The organism is Acinetobacter sp. IK40 (genome assembly GCF_035615075.1).
GTDB classification, from domain to species: Bacteria; Pseudomonadota; Gammaproteobacteria; order Pseudomonadales; family Moraxellaceae; genus Acinetobacter; species Acinetobacter courvalinii.
The window spans coordinates 149,516-164,592 of the sequence record NZ_JANBOE010000007.1 but is presented as its reverse complement, the minus strand read 5'-3'; the positions used below and the strand labels follow the sequence as shown (position 1 = coordinate 164,592).

The following is a 15,077-nucleotide window of genomic DNA, read 5'->3' as shown; positions in this document are numbered from 1 at the left end:
AGCGGGATTATAGAAATACTTTCTCTGTATTTGGATTGATCGGCTCAATCGGTTGGATCAACTGACCACGGCTTAGATTCTGGATATGTTGTAAACGGTTGATCAGTTCATTTTGAATAAACAGGATACAGGTCTGTAGTTTAGACGAGCTTTTTAAACGTGAAGGATACACTGCCCAGACATCGGCATCTTGCCAGTATTCCGGCAAGATATGCTGTAACTGACCGCTAATCAATTCATCCGCCACATCCCAAATCGAACGTAAGATAATGCCATGTCCTTCAATTGCCAACTGGTGAATAATCTCGCCGTTATTGGAAATAAAACGTGGTGTGACATGTACCGACCGATCTTCCGAAGGATGGCGTAATTTCCATAACACTGAGGATTGATCTCGTTCACTGATGGTCAGGCAATCATGATTGCGTAAATCGTCCAGACTTTCAGGCATGCCTTGTTGCAACAAATAGCTTGGCGCAGCGCAGAAAATCCGGAAATTCGGTACCAGTTTTTTGGCAATCATATTCGGGGCAATGTCATTGCCAATGCGAATATCCAGATCAATGCTGTGTTGAATCAGGTCTTTGGTGTTGTCGATGGTATCAAACTGAATTTCCAGTTTTGGATACATGGTCATCAGTTTAGACAAAATGGGCGCAACATGTTTACGGCCAAAACCAAAGCTGCTGACAATGTCGAGATGACCGGTGGGCGTGCTTAAGGGGTTATTCACCAGCTCACTGATTTCATCAAATTCGTCCAGAATATTGGAGACCCGATCCAGAATCAGTTTGCCATCTTCGGTCAAACTGACATGGCGGGTACTGCGGTGGAACAGTTTGCAGTTCAGGTTGGTTTCTAAAATATTGATGCGTTTACTGATAAATGCAGGTGAAACACCGAGCTCCTCCGCTGAGTCGACGAAACTCTTGCGTTTGGCGACTGTGCAAAAAACCTTTAAATCCGATAGGTTAGGTAGATTATTCACGATCCGTGTCCATTGGGGTGATAGTTTTCTTATTGATCATTGCTGCCGAAAACAGCATGTTTACAACTCAGGATATTAACCAAAGGTGTAAGGGAGCGTTATGGCAAAAAAGTATAAAGTTGCCACGATTGCAGGCGATGGAATTGGCTTAGAAGTTCTACCAGAAGGCATCAAGGTTGTAAAGGCAGCAGCAGACAAATATGGCATTCAAGTTCAAATGGATAGCTTTGATTGGGCTAGCTGTGATTACTACCTTGAACACGGCAAAATGATGCCGGATAACTGGTTTGAAGTCTTACAGGAATATGATGCAATTTTCTTTGGTGCGGTGGGTTGGCCTGAAAAGGTGCCGGATCACATTTCACTATGGGGATCATTGCTGCAGTTCCGCCGTCGTTTTGATCAGTATGTGAATTTACGCCCAGTCCGGTTAATGCCTGGAGTGAAATGTCCACTGGCAGGCAAGCAACCGGGCGATATCGATTTTTATGTGGTGCGTGAAAACAGTGAAGGTGAATATTCTGCCATTGGTGGTAAAGCCTTTGAAGGCACTGATCGTGAGTTTGTGTTGCAGGAAGCGGTATTTACTCGTCACGGTGTCGATCGCATTTTGAAATATGCCTTTGAATTTGCCGATCAGCGTGAGGCTAAGAAAATCACGGCTGCAACCAAGTCGAACGGGATTGCGGTGAGCATGCCGTATTGGGATGAACGAGTTGATGAAATGGCGAAACGCTATCCGCATATCAAGGCAGATAAGCAACACGTTGATATTTTAGCGGCACGTTTTGTTCTACAGCCAGAGCGTTTTGATGTGGTGGTGGCGTCGAATTTATTTGGTGACATCTTGTCGGATTTAGGTCCTGCCTGTACCGGCACCATTGGTCTGGCGGCTTCGGCTAACCTGAATCCTGAACGTAAGTTTCCATCCTTGTTTGAACCTGTACATGGTTCAGCACCCGATATTTACGGTCAGCAAATTGCCAACCCGATTGCCGCGATCTGGTCGGGTGCCATGATGCTGGATTTCTTGGCAGATGGAGATGAGCAGGTGATTCAGGCAGGACAGGAGATTATGCAGGCGATTGAGCATGTGTTGGTGCATGGCCCGAAAACACCTGATGTCGGTGGAACTGCCATGACTTATGAAGTGGGTGATGCGATTGCAGCCTGTGTGACTCAGCAAAAAATGGATTTATTCGCGATGGAGTAAGTACCCCTCAGGGAATAGTCACTATCCGAGATGGATTGAATAGATATGGATAATCAAATTACAAAACCTTATACAGATAAGACGCTTGCGATCACCAGTCTGGCCGTTGTATTTACCTCGGTGGCTGGTCTGGCAATCTACTCATCTGAATCAATACAACTGGCGGCAAAATGGATGCAGTGGACCACCTCGGTATTCACTACGCCAGTGCTGTTATTTGCTTTTTTATCAATTATTTTTACCTTCGGTTTGGCCTTTAGTAAATACGGCAAAATCAAGCTGGGTGAAGGCAAGCCCCAATACAGCACCATGTCATGGATTTTCATGTTCATTTTGTCGGGGATTGGGTCATCCACCTTGTACTGGGGCTTTCTGGACTGGGCGTATTATTACCAGACCCCAGGTTTGAATTTGGCCCCTGAATCGGCAGCAGCGCTGAAATACAGCGTGGCTTATTCCTTCTTTCACTCTGGTTTGAGTGCATGGTCGATCTATGCTTTGGCATCAATTTCACTGTGTTATAGCTATCATGTCAGAAAGAACAAAGGCTTGAGTCTGGCGTCAATGGTGGAAGCAGTCACCGGTTTTAAAGCAACGGGCCTGGTTGGACGTGTGGTCGACCTGATGTTCTTGCTGTGTATGTTTGGTGCCTTGACCATTTCGCTGGTTTTGACTGCGGTGACTTTTACCAACATTCTGTCGCAACTCACGGGTATTCCGAATACCTTTATGACCAAAGTCATCATTATTTTAGCGGTATCCATCTTATTTGCGCTGAGCTCGTATGTGGGTATGGATAAAGGCATGCAGCGCTTGAGTCATATGGTGTGTTTGGGCGTGGTGCTGTTTGCGATCTATGTGCTGTGCTTTGGCCCAACCCAGTTCATTATGAATAATTCATTGATGAGTTTTGGACTGATGGCAACCAACTTTGTCGATATGAGCCTGTTTACCGACCCGATGGGCGATGGGAAATTCACCCGTGAATGGACCGTGTTCTACTGGTTATGGTGGATTTCTTATGCACCGGGCGTGGCGTTGTTTGTCACCCGTGTGTCTAAAGGGCGCACCATTAAAGAAGTGATTCTTGCCATGGTCATCGGCGGTAGCGTTGGTTTATGGTTCATCTTTGGGGTATTTGAAAATTACAGCGTTCACAGCTTCATTCACGGCATGGTCAATGTGCCGCAAATCTTGAGTCAGCAAGGCGGTGAAGTGGCGATTGGTCAACTGTTGGGTTTATTGCCAGCAGGCAAACTGATGATGTGGTTGTTCCTTGGCATTATGGTGATTTTCCTTGCGGCACATATGGATGCGGTGGGCTATGCGGTGTCTGCAACCTGTACCCGTGGTTTAAGTGAAGGGCAAGATCCATCTCCGAATGCGCGTTTGTTTTGGTGTCTGATGTTAACCCTAGTGCCGATTGCGATGATTTTCTCAAAGGCGCCCTTAGACACCATGAAAACGGCCACTATTGTGACTGCCTTACCGTTTATTGTGATTATTCTGGTGCAGACCTATGGCCTGGTGAAATGGTTGATTGAGGATTATTCCAAAGTGCCATCGCATTTGATTGAACAGCGCAGCTTTAGTGATCTGGACGCGCTTGAGCATACTGATCCAAATCAACAGATGCAGATTGATATTGCGGCAACCACACTGGCACATAAAAGCAGTCAAAAGGAATTGTCATGACACAGCAGCCGAACACGCGCTATGAGTTAAGCGAAGAAATGCAAAGTCTGGTGTACTGGAGCAGCATTTATTCAGCTGCGGATAATGATATTGATTCAATACGTGCAGCCTATGATGCGATGTGCCGGCATTATACCTTGCCACGCGATGGGTCAGTCCATATTGAAGATAAAACCGTTGTGCATGCGACTCATCCCGTCAATGTTCGGTTGTATTCACCATTAGGCCAAGCACCCGCGGAGGGGTGGCCTTGCGTGTTGTTTATCCATGGTGGTGGCTGGATGCTGGGCAATCTGGATTCACATGAATTTATCACCCGCTATTTATGCCGTGATCTGAATGTTGCAGTGTTGAGCGTAGATTACCGTTTGATACCAGAACATCATTTTCCTGCGGCTTATGAGGATTGTGAAACGGTCTATCACTGGCTACGTGAGCATGGCGCAGACTGGAACATCAATCCAGCGCAGGTGGTATTAGCAGGTGATAGTGCAGGTGGCAATCTAGCCGCAGCACTGGCGGTTCAGTTGCAGCATAGAGGGAAACAGGCCTGCGGACTGGCCTTGATCTACCCATGTTTAGGCAGCAGTTTTGATACGGCATCTTGCCAGCAGCATGCACATGCGCCGTTACTGACGCTAGAGGAAATGCATTATTACCTGAAGGAATATGCACCGAATGCAAGCGACTGGAAAGATACACGTTTAGCGCCATTGAACGCACAGGATTTTTCTGACATGCCGCGCAGTTTTGTTGCGGTGGCTGAATACGATCCACTGAGTGACGACGGACGTATTTTCGTAGACAAGTTAAAACAAGCCAATATTGCTGCCGAGTTTTATCTCGGCAAAGGATTACTGCATGGCAGTTTACGTTTAGTACGGGACTGTCCTGTGGTACAGGATTTATATCAGCACATGCTGAGTTCGTTAAAGCAAATGTTCAAGTGATTTGAACACCAGCCAATTTTGATAAAACGGTCGTTAGGACAAAACAGTTTAATGGAGTAAAACCATGAATGCAGTTGAAAAATTACCAGAAGATTTCTGTTCAAACCCGGATGTCGCATGGACATTCCCCAAAGTGTTCTATACCTCATCTCAGGTGTTTGAGCGTGAAAAAGAAGAAATTTTTGCGAAAAGCTGGATTTGCGTGGCACATGGCAGTGAAGTTGCCCAGAACAATGACTATATTACCCGTAAGGTCATTGGTGAAAACATCATCGTGATTCGCGGCAAAGATAGTGTATTGCGTGCATTTTATAATGTCTGCCCACATCGTGGTCATGAGCTGTTAAGCGGTAGCGGTAAAGCTAAAAATGTGATTACCTGTCCATATCATGCATGGACCTTTAAGCTGGATGGGAGCTTGGCACTGGCGCGTAACTGTGATCATGTCGAGTCTTTTGACAAGCAAAACTCCAGCATGGTGCCGTTAAAAGTGGAAGAATATGGCGGTTTTGTCTTTATCAATATGGATGAAAATGCCACTTGTGTTGAAGATCAGTTGCCTGAATTTGCACAAAAACTGAATGAAGCCTGTGCGGTGATTAAAGACTTGAAACTGGCGGCACGTTTCGTAACGGAAACACCTGCCAACTGGAAAGTAATCGTGGATAACTATTTGGAATGTTATCACTGTGGTCCGGCGCATCCCGGTTTTGCCGATTCAGTGCAGGTGGATAAATACTGGCATACCACTCATCAGAACTGGACGTTGCAATATGGTTATGCACGTTCTTCAGAAAAGTCATTCAAGCTTGATCCATCGGTGAAAGATCCGACCTTTAGCGGTTTCTGGACCTGGCCATGTACCATGTTTAACGTGCCACCCGGTGCAAACTTCATGACCGTGATCTATGAGTTTCCGATGGATGCGGAAACTACTTTGCAGCACTATGACATTTTCTTCACCAATGAAGAATTGACCCAAGATCAGAAAGATTTGATCGAATGGTATCGCAATGTCTTCCGTCCTGAAGACCTGGAACTGGTTGAAAGCGTACAACGTGGCTTGAAGTCACGGGGATATCGTGGTCAGGGCCGGATTATGACCGACAAGCAACGTTCAGGCATCAGTGAGCATGGCATTGCCTATTTCCAGAATCTTGTTGCGCAATATCACAAATAATCGCGTATCAGCTATTCAGTCATTTAAGGTACGGGACGCAGACCGTACCTTGCTTTCAATCGATAGGATCATGACATGTCAAGTTTGCAAGGAAGTCCATTATTTCAACAACGCGGATTGATCAATGGTGAATGGGTGAGTTCACAATCCAGTGCCACAATCCCTGTGACCAATCCGGCGACGGGTGAAGAAATTGGCCAGATTCCAAATATGGGTGCAGCGGAAGCTACGCAAGCGGTAGAAGTGGCGTATCAGGCTTTAGCAGCATGGAAAGGATTAACGGCACAAAAACGTGCAGATCTGTTACTGGCTTGGTATCAACTGGTTTTGAGCCATGCGGAAGAGCTGGCACGGATCATGACCATTGAGCAGGGCAAGCCTTTAGCCGAAGCCTTGGGTGAAGTGAAATATGCTGCTTCATTTATTCAATGGTTTGCCGAAGAAGGCAAGCGCGTTTATGGCGATGTGATTCCGACCACCAACAGTCAGCAACGTTTTATTGTCACCAAAGAACCTGTGGGTGTGGTTGCAGCGATTACGCCGTGGAACTTCCCGATTGCCATGATTACCCGTAAAGCAGCACCAGCTTTGGCAGCAGGCTGTAGCATCGTTATTAAACCTGCCAATGAAACGCCGTATTGTGCACTGGCAATTGCCAAGCTGGCAGAAATGGCAGGCATTCCAGCAGGTGTCATTAATGTGGTGACAGGCAAATCACAAGAGATTGGTTCGGTCTTTACTAGCCATGAAAAAGTCAAAAAACTGACCTTTACTGGTTCTACGCCCGTCGGCCGTTTATTGATGCAGCAATGTTCAGGCACCATTAAAAAGTTGGCGCTGGAACTCGGTGGCAATGCACCTCTGATCGTGTTTGATGATGCCGATCTGGATAAAGCGGTACAAGGCGCAATCTTTGCCAAGTTCCGTAATGCTGGCCAAACCTGTGTCTGTGCCAATCGAATCTACGTACACGACCAGGTTTATCAGGCCTTTACCGAGAAATTTGTACAAGAAGTACAGAAATTCAAAATCGGCAATGGTTTGGAGCCGAATGTGCAGATCGGACCGTTAATCAATGACAAGGCGGTACTGAAAGCCAAGCAGTTGATTGATGATGCCTGTGAAAAAGGTGCACAAGTGGCGTGCGGGGGGCAACAACATGCATTGGGTCAGACTTTCTTTGAACCAACGGTGTTAACTGATGTTTCGCGTGACATGGAGATTGTTCAGGAAGAAATTTTTGGCCCAGTCGCACCGTTAATTCGCTTTACGGATCAAGCCGATGTGGTGGCGCAAGCCAACGATACGATTTTTGGTTTGGCCGCTTATGTTTATAGCGAAAATATTTCACGGATCTGGCGTGTGGCTGAGCAACTGGAATATGGCATGGTCGGGATGAATTCCACCGCTATTTCCAACGAAGTCGTGCCATTTGGTGGTGTCAAACAGTCAGGAGTGGGGCGTGAAGGTTCTAAATACGGTTTAGAAGAATTCATGACCATTAAGTATATGTGTTTAGGATTATAGCAATACTGCCTGTTGGGACGAGCTGAATGATCGTTCCAACAGGCCATTTGCATTTAAAAATAGAAAATGCTGGGATGAGCAGCAGGCGGTAAAGAGGATTTAGACATGGCGAGTCATTATGAAATGTTCCCTTCAGTGGTCACTTGTGTAGAGCAACTGACTCCATTGATTAAACGGTTCACATTTAAACGTCAGGATGGACAAAATTTCCCTCAGTTTAATGGCGGCAGTCATATCATTGTGAAAATGAATGACCAGTTGTCCAATGCTTATTCATTGATGAGCTGTGCTCAAGATCTGTCGACTTATCAAGTCTGTGTACGCAAGGATGTCGAAGGTAAGGGCGGTTCAGTCTTTATGCATGATCAGTGTAATGAAGGCTGCGAGATTCTGATTTCTGAACCGAAGAACCTGTTTCCCTTAGCGGCAGATGGCGAGAAACATATTCTGATTGCGGGTGGAATTGGGATTACCCCGTTTGTACCGCAAATGGATGAACTGGCTGCACGCGGTGCCGACTATGAGTTGCATTATGCCTATCGTTCACCAGAGCATGCAGCATTGTTGGAAGAGTTAAAACAAAAACATGGCGAACATATATTTAGCTATGTCGATTCGGATGGAAAATGTCTTGATCTGGATCAACTGATTGGGTCTCAACCCAAAGGCACGCATGTCTATGTATGTGGTCCGAAACCGATGATTGATGCGGTGATTGATCGTTGTAATTACCATCGTTATCGCGATGAATATATTCACTGGGAACAATTTGCTTCAACTGTACCTGAAGAGGGGGAAGCATTTACGGTGGTGTTGGCCAAATCCAATCAGCAAGTCGAAGTTCAAGGCAATCAAACCATTTTACAAGCGATTGAATTGCTGAATATTGATGTGGAGTGTTTATGCCGTGAAGGGGTATGTGGGACGTGTGAAACCACGATTCTGGAAGGTGAGGCAGAGCATTTTGACCAATATCTGAGTGATGATGAAAAAGCCTCACAGCAATCGATGATGATCTGTGTGTCGCGTGCCAAAGGCAAAAAACTGGTACTTGATCTTTAAATTATAAACTTTAATTATTAAATCTAAAAAAGCAGCCTAGGCTGCTTTTTTATTGATCATGAACATTGATTCAGATTTATTTTTTGTTTTGCTTGGTGATTATGTACTCTTGATAGGACTCTTCAGCAAAACGTCTTAATGAGTCTCCGATAGCTGCATATTGATATTCATTCAAATTGGCCAATGATGCACGGGCAGATGGATGCAATACACCAAAGCCAGAACCTGGTAACAGCACCACACCTGTTTCATCGGCAACGCGGAATAATAGCTCGGTTGGATTTTTATTCTTCATCACCCAATCCGCAAACTCATCACCATAAAGTGTTCGAGAGGTATTTTCCAGATTGACCAAGGTGTAGTAATCAACCGAATTTGGATCTTCTGGCACTGCCACCCCCAATTGGCGATACAGTGCAGCATCACGTTCACGTACCACGGATTTGACGGCTTTTTTATAGTTCTGTTGTGAATCCATCATATTGAACAGGGCAAACAGGACCATCTGTACTTGCTGTGGCGTAGAAAGCCCTGCGGTATGGTTGAGTGCCACATTACGGCTATCCGCGACCAGACGATCAATAAATTTGATCTTGGCTGGATCAGTCGTTAATGATGAATAACGTTCTTCCAGTTCTTTTTTATCTTTTTTCGACAGTGCCGCCAGCTTTTGATCCAGAATATTATTGTTGGAAAGGGCAATAACCCCAAGTCTCCACCCAGTTGCCCCAAAATATTTAGAGAATGAATACACCAAGATGGTATTGTCTGGACAGACGGCAAACAGTGATTTGAAATTGTCTGCAAAGGTACCGTATACATCGTCAGTCAAAATAATCAGATCAGGTCGTTTTTTCACGATATCAGCCAAGATCGCCAAACCTTCATCGCTGAGTTTTACTGAAGGTGGATTACTTGGATTCACAAGGAAGAACGCTTTAATCGATGGGTCTTCCAGTTTCCGCAATTCAGATTCCGGATATTGCCAGTCAAGCTGTGGATCTGCCTCGATCAGGACTTCTTCAAGTTGATAGTCATTCAGTTTTGGAATTTCTAAATACGGTGTGAAAATGGGCGTACCAATTGCGATACGATCGCCATTGGCAATAATTTTATTCTCTTTTAAGGAGTTAAAAATATAGGCCATTGCTGCGGTTCCACCTTCGACCGCAAACAGGTCCAAGCCTTCTTTTGGCATGCCCTGGACGCTCATTTCACGCAGGATATATTCTTTGATGATGGATTCACTGATACGTAGCATGCGGTCTGGAACAGGGTAGTTACAGCCTAAGATTCCCTCGACCATTTCCAGTAAAAAAGCATCAGGATCTAAACCGAGCTGATCTCGGACATAGGAAATGGCTTTGCCGAGAAAGACCACGCCGGGTTTATCCCGATTGTGCATAATGAAGTTGTCGAAGCGAGATTGCAGACCCACAGGGCGAGGGAATCCACCTAAACCTTCTGGCATATAGGAGAATGAAAACTCTGATTCGGTAGTTGAAAACAGCCCCAATTGGAAGAAGGCTCGACGTGGAATGGTGGCTAAAAAGTTTGGATTACCGCGTCCTGCATTCAGCATCATCCGGTCTGTTTTGCTTTGAGCAAGTTCAATTAAATTATCTTTGAGTTCGAATGGACTGAGTTTTGAGTATTTTGAATAATCAACGTTCCCCATGGGAAGTCTCCTTAATTATAGTGGAAGCAATAAGTGATTGAAAAAAATTATCTTTAGGCTAGGCCGACGATGAGGGGGCCAAGCAAGGTCAAGAATACGTTTGCCAGTGCATAAGTAATGGCGAATGGAACTGTAGGAATGGAGTTTCCTGCTTTATCTAAAATCGCACCAAAGGCAGGGTTGGCACTGCGTGAACCCGATAATGCTCCCGCCATAACCGCAACATTGTCATATCGCAGCACATAGCGTGCGAAAAGCATCGAAAGAATCAGCGGAACTAAAGTGACCACCACTCCGATCATAAAGAGGGACAGACCGCTGTCTTTAATGGTTTGGATGGCCTGTAAACCAGATTGCAAGCCAACCGCAGCCACGAATCCGGCAAGCCCCAGATCTTTGAGCAGTTGTGATGCGGCTAAAGGCATGTTGCCATGAACTTGATTACGGCTGCGTAACCAGCCAAACAGAAGGCCTGAGAGTAATGCACCACCGCCTGCGCCGAGTGTCAGAGGTACATCACCGATGCGAATTACAAACAGACCTATCAATAAGCCGACCACCAGACCAGCACCGTGAAAAATCCAATCGGTTTTTAAGCTTTCTGGTAGTGCTTTTCCTGCTTCTTTCACTAAACGATCAAGATCACTTTTAGTCCCATACACAGTGATGACATCACCTTGCTGTAAAACAGTATCATCATGCAAACTTTGGGTTTCACCATTGCGTTTAATCGCCAGCACATAAATCCCATGCTTTAGATATGCAGGGGTATTTGATTTGATATCAGCAAGCATACGATGGATATATTTGGAATTTCTCAGGATCACGTCTGTGGTATCCATTATCATTTCCATGCCTTGTGATGACTGTAACTCTGTCCCGATTTGCTCGGAAATAGACACCACACTGGCTCGACGACCGACCAGTAAGATCACATCATCTGTTTGTAATGTGAGTTCTGGTACCACATCAATGAATTGATCTTTGCGTTTGATCCTCTCAATGGTGATGCTGGTTTGCTTGGCTTCAAGTTCTGCAACGGTTTGGCCACTGGCTTGTTTGACTTTATAGATACGTCCAACGATTTCTGGCATTGCCAGTTCTTGACCTGGGGCTAATTCAAAAGCCCCCTTGAGACGTTCAGACTGCGCTTTTAAAGCATCATCGTGAATTTCCTTACCCATAAATTTAGGCAGAATATTCACACAGACAATAATCGCGCCCAATGAACCAAAAATATAGGTGACGGCATAGCCGATCGCGACATTGGCCTGCAGCTTTTGAATTTCAGCCAAAGGTAAGTCGAGACGGGAAATTGCGTCGCCTGCAGTCCCAATAATTGCAGATTGGGTCATGCCTCCTGCGGCTAATCCGGCTGCCAGTCCTTTATCTAGATGGAATAGCTTTGCCATGATCAAGACAGTAATTAAACCACTTACTGCCATGAATACAGCTAACAGGATTTCTTTGATTGATTGGGGGCCAAGCGATTTAAAGAACTGGGGTCCACTTTCAAAACCGACGGCATAAATGAACAATGCAAATAGAATTGCCTTGACTCCGTTATCGACCGGAACCCCGATAAGACTGAGTACCACTGCTACAAGTAGAGACCCTGCTACACCACCAAACTGAAATTTTCCGAATTGAAACTGTCCAATCCAGAAACCGATTGCCAAGGATAAGAACAATAAGATTTCTGGGCTATGTTTTAATTCGCCTTGTAACCATTCAATCATTTTTCGATCTCACTTTTATTATTCGATCTATGTTTAGGTTTAAAATTTATTTATTTTTCATGTGTTTTTTAAAATACTATGCTTCTTTTGCTAATACAAATTAACTGATTTTTAGCTAAGCAATTTTATAAAAATATTTATATATCAATTTTTTATTTTAATTATTTAGATTGAGGTGTGATAAAAAAATTAAATATTAAGATAGTAATTACAATAAGTAATTTTTAAATACAAAACATAACATTTAGACTATGTTGTATAAATTGTGAGCTACATATCACATTGAAACTAAAAGTGTTAAATCTTTAGTATATTTATCATTTAGTATGAATACTTAAATACCAATTATAATTTTTAGGAATTCAAATTTTAGTTAAATATGATTTATTTTAAATATTGATACGAAAGATTTAAAAATGACTGAATAATAAAACAGCAACATGGTTAAGAAAATTAATATTCATTTAAGAAAAGTTGATTAATTTAAACATACCAACACAATTGTTGACGCAGTACACCTTTCGCCACATTCCAGATGTGGCATTTTTTTGCCTTGAATTTAGATGACGGGTTAAATCACTTGGCGCAAATCACGCGCCGTTTCCTGTAGCAAAGGTAAAATATGTGCAATTAAATAATCCTTGGTAGTGCGCATGGTCGGGGACACAATGTTCAGTGCGGCGACTACGCTTGCATTGGAGTCATATATAGGTACAGCCACCGCATGTACGCCCAGCTCATGTTCTTCACAAGAGTAACACCAATCCTGTTCCTTGATTTCATGCAGTAATTCTAAAAATAGATCAGTTTCGGTATGGGTATATTTGGTCAGGCGTTTTAATGGATATTTTTCCAGCCAGCGCTTTTGTTGTTCGGGCGTTAAATGTGCCAATAAAATTTTGCCGGCAGAGGTGGCATGGGCAGGGAGGCGATTACCTAAATGCAAACCATAAGGGTTGACCCGATCGGTTTGTTGGTGAGCTGCACTACGGGCAATAGTAATTGCTTCATAACCATCTAAAACCATGACCGAGTAAATCAGTGAAGTCTGATTGGTTAAAAGATTTAATAAGGGCTGACAGATTTTTGGAAGTGTAGAACCATCCAGATAAGCCCCTGAAAATTTTAGAATCTTAGGTGATAAATAATAGTAATGCCCATCAAAATCTAAATAGCCTAAGTATTCTAATGTGAGTAAATGGCGTCGTGCAGCAGCACGGGTCATCCCGGTTTTTTCAGCCGCCGTACTCATATTCAAGCGGTGTCGTTCGGGACCGAAGCATTCCAGAATAGCCAAGCCTTTCGCGATTCCTGCAATAAAGTCTTCATGGCGGATGGTCTTTTTATTTTCATTATGGTGAATTAACCGAGGGCTTTTAGCTTCATCATTTTCCATTGATTAGGTATCCGTTCCAAATCTTTTGTTGAAGAATTTATTCTAAACTAAACATGACTATTTTACTTGGATAATGTTCGATGATCGAACATAAAAAATAATCATCGAACAAAATGCACTTCAACGTCTAGAAGTGAGCGCAGAATTTATCAAGAATGAATAGAAGAAATCCGAACAAAGCACTCGACTTAATTTCATCGGTTTTCAGGATGAAAATACGAGTGATGCATCGTACAGGAAGTAGGTAGATGATTGATAAAAGTACGCTCACATTGACTGAGGCACTGGCACAGATCAAGGATGGCGCAACCATCATGATCGGTGGCTTTGGCACCGCAGGACAACCCGCTGAACTGATTGATGGACTGATCGAACTCGGCATCAAGGATCTGGTCATCGTCAATAACAATGCAGGCAATGGCGATTACGGTTTGGCCAAACTGCTTAAAACAGGTGCGGTTCGTAAAATCATCTGTTCCTTCCCGCGTCAGTCAGACTCATGGGTGTTCGATGAACTGTATCGTGCCGGCAAGATTGAACTGGAACTGGTCCCGCAAGGTAATCTGGCCTGTCGTATTCAAGCTGCTGGGATGGGTTTAGGTGCCGTATTTACCCCAACTGGTTTTGGTACTTTATTGGCAGAAGGCAAGGAAACCCGTCATATCGATGGCAAAGACTATGTACTGGAATATCCGATCAAGGCTGACTTCGCATTAATCAAGGCCCACAAAGGCGACCGTTGGGGCAATCTGGTCTATAACAAATCTGCCCGTAACTTCGGCCCGATTATGGCGATGGCCGCGGATGTCACCATTGCACAGGTGTCGGAACTGGCTGAACTCGGTCAGCTTGATCCTGAACACATTATTACTCCAGGGATTTTTGTACAGCATGTGGTCGCTGTCGATGCAGCCAATGGCATAGGAGCAGAACAATGAGCTATCAAAAACTAAGCCGTGACCAGATTGCTGAACGTGTCGCACAAGATATTCCAGATGGTGCTTATGTCAATCTCGGCATTGGCCTGCCTACCAAGATTTCCAATTATCTTCCAGCCGATAAAGATGTGTTCCTGCATTCGGAAAATGGCCTACTCGCATTCGGTCCGCCACCAGCCAAAGGTGAGGAAGATCCTGAGTTGATCAATGCAGGTAAGGAATACGTCACCATGCTGACTGGCGGTAGTTTTTTCCATCATGGTGACTCCTTTGCCATGATGCGTGGTGGACATCTGGATATTGCGGTACTCGGTGCATTTCAGGTGGCGGCCAATGGTGATCTGGCCAACTGGCATACTGGAGCAGCAGATGCCATTCCTGCCGTGGGCGGTGCGATGGATTTGGCTGTCGGCGCCAAGAAAGTATTTATCACCACTGATCACAATACCAAGCAAGGTGAACCGAAGATCGTCGAAGCACTCACTTATCCGGCAACGGGATTGAAATGTGTCGATCGGATTTATACCGACCTGTGTGTGATTGATGTGACTCAAGACGGTTTGAAAGTGATTGAGAAAGTCGAAGGTCTGAGCTTTGAGGAGTTGCAGGCGTTGACGGGTGCTCAGTTGATTGATGCGACGCAATGATAATGTTTACACAGCCACTAATTACGGATTAAAGCAGAGGCTTTTTGTATAGGCATTGCCTACG

The 15,077-nt window shown here is 44.5% G+C and carries 12 protein-coding genes; 8 read left to right on the top strand and 4 right to left on the bottom strand.

Translation table 11 applies throughout. The features are described from left to right. Positions 1–7 precede the first annotated feature (7 nt). A complete protein-coding gene (locus MSG93_RS13650) occupies positions 8–988 on the bottom strand; it encodes a LysR family transcriptional regulator (RefSeq protein WP_005286906.1) in 981 nt (326 codons plus the stop codon). A gap of 100 nt (positions 989–1,088) precedes the next feature. Between MSG93_RS13650 and MSG93_RS13645 the strand changes: the two genes are divergently transcribed. The 6 genes from MSG93_RS13645 to cntB all read left to right on the top strand — a co-directional run bounded on the left by MSG93_RS13645 (position 1,089) and on the right by cntB (position 8,615). After that, entirely contained in the window at positions 1,089–2,201 is a 1,113-nt protein-coding gene (locus tag MSG93_RS13645; protein WP_324622198.1) for a tartrate dehydrogenase, read from the top strand. Positions 2,202–2,240: 39 nt separating this feature from the next. Beyond that, a complete protein-coding gene (locus MSG93_RS13640) occupies positions 2,241–3,896 on the top strand; it encodes a BCCT family transporter (RefSeq protein ID WP_324622289.1) in 1,656 nt (551 codons plus the stop codon). Next, complete coding sequence (locus MSG93_RS13635; protein WP_324622197.1) at positions 3,893–4,846, top strand: alpha/beta hydrolase; 954 nt, start codon at positions 3,893–3,895, stop codon at positions 4,844–4,846. The genes MSG93_RS13640 and MSG93_RS13635 overlap by 4 nt, the downstream gene beginning before the upstream one ends. A 64-nt stretch (positions 4,847–4,910) precedes the next feature. Further along, positions 4,911–6,026 (top strand): carnitine monooxygenase subunit alpha, encoded by a 1,116-nt coding sequence (cntA, locus tag MSG93_RS13630; RefSeq protein WP_005286894.1) that lies wholly within the window; start codon positions 4,911–4,913, stop codon positions 6,024–6,026. A 75-nt stretch (positions 6,027–6,101) separates the two neighbouring features. Next, entirely contained in the window at positions 6,102–7,553 is a 1,452-nt protein-coding gene (locus MSG93_RS13625) for an NAD-dependent succinate-semialdehyde dehydrogenase (protein ID WP_324622196.1), read from the top strand. A gap of 105 nt (positions 7,554–7,658) precedes the next feature. Beyond that, on the top strand, positions 7,659–8,615 hold the full coding sequence (cntB, locus tag MSG93_RS13620) for a carnitine monooxygenase, reductase subunit CntB (protein ID WP_009509186.1): 957 nt from the start codon (positions 7,659–7,661) through the stop codon (positions 8,613–8,615). Positions 8,616–8,691: 76 nt separating this feature from the next. On the opposite strand, the gene MSG93_RS13615 is transcribed toward cntB, so the two are convergent. From MSG93_RS13615 to pcaU, 3 genes are all read right to left on the bottom strand, one after another. Then, positions 8,692–10,293: a bifunctional aspartate transaminase/aspartate 4-decarboxylase gene (locus MSG93_RS13615; RefSeq protein WP_324622195.1), complete on the bottom strand. Its 1,602-nt coding sequence runs from the start codon at positions 10,291–10,293 to the stop codon at positions 8,692–8,694. A gap of 53 nt (positions 10,294–10,346) precedes the next feature. After that, entirely contained in the window at positions 10,347–12,032 is a 1,686-nt protein-coding gene (gene aspT, locus MSG93_RS13610) for an aspartate-alanine antiporter (RefSeq protein ID WP_324622194.1), read from the bottom strand. 571 nt (positions 12,033–12,603) lie between these two features. After that, the gene (gene pcaU / locus MSG93_RS13605) at positions 12,604–13,428 is read right to left on the bottom strand and encodes an IclR family transcriptional regulator PcaU (RefSeq protein WP_005231122.1); all 825 of its coding nucleotides are present in this window, start codon (positions 13,426–13,428) and stop codon (positions 12,604–12,606) included. Between the two features lie 248 nt (positions 13,429–13,676). Here pcaU and MSG93_RS13600 point away from each other — a divergent pair, with 248 nt between their 5' ends. Then, on the top strand, positions 13,677–14,366 hold the full coding sequence (locus MSG93_RS13600) for a 3-oxoacid CoA-transferase subunit A (RefSeq protein WP_324622193.1): 690 nt from the start codon (positions 13,677–13,679) through the stop codon (positions 14,364–14,366). Beyond that, positions 14,363–15,013: a 3-oxoacid CoA-transferase subunit B gene (locus MSG93_RS13595; protein ID WP_324622192.1), complete on the top strand. Its 651-nt coding sequence runs from the start codon at positions 14,363–14,365 to the stop codon at positions 15,011–15,013. The genes MSG93_RS13600 and MSG93_RS13595 overlap by 4 nt, the downstream gene beginning before the upstream one ends. The last annotated feature ends 64 nt before the right edge of the window (positions 15,014–15,077 follow it).

Coding starts and splice junctions, on each gene's coding strand:
- MSG93_RS13635 (WP_324622197.1), top strand. CDS start 3,893: ATGACACAGCAGCCGAACACGCGCTATGAGTTAAGCGAAGAAATGCAA.
- MSG93_RS13600 (WP_324622193.1), top strand. CDS start 13,677: ATGATTGATAAAAGTACGCTCACATTGACTGAGGCACTGGCACAGATC.
- aspT (WP_324622194.1), bottom strand. CDS start 12,032: ATGATTGAATGGTTACAAGGCGAATTAAAACATAGCCCAGAAATCTTA.
- cntA (WP_005286894.1), top strand. CDS start 4,911: ATGAATGCAGTTGAAAAATTACCAGAAGATTTCTGTTCAAACCCGGAT.
- pcaU (WP_005231122.1), bottom strand. CDS start 13,428: ATGGAAAATGATGAAGCTAAAAGCCCTCGGTTAATTCACCATAATGAA.
- MSG93_RS13625 (WP_324622196.1), top strand. CDS start 6,102: ATGTCAAGTTTGCAAGGAAGTCCATTATTTCAACAACGCGGATTGATC.
- MSG93_RS13615 (WP_324622195.1), bottom strand. CDS start 10,293: ATGGGGAACGTTGATTATTCAAAATACTCAAAACTCAGTCCATTCGAA.
- MSG93_RS13645 (WP_324622198.1), top strand. CDS start 1,089: ATGGCAAAAAAGTATAAAGTTGCCACGATTGCAGGCGATGGAATTGGC.
- MSG93_RS13595 (WP_324622192.1), top strand. CDS start 14,363: ATGAGCTATCAAAAACTAAGCCGTGACCAGATTGCTGAACGTGTCGCA.
- cntB (WP_009509186.1), top strand. CDS start 7,659: ATGGCGAGTCATTATGAAATGTTCCCTTCAGTGGTCACTTGTGTAGAG.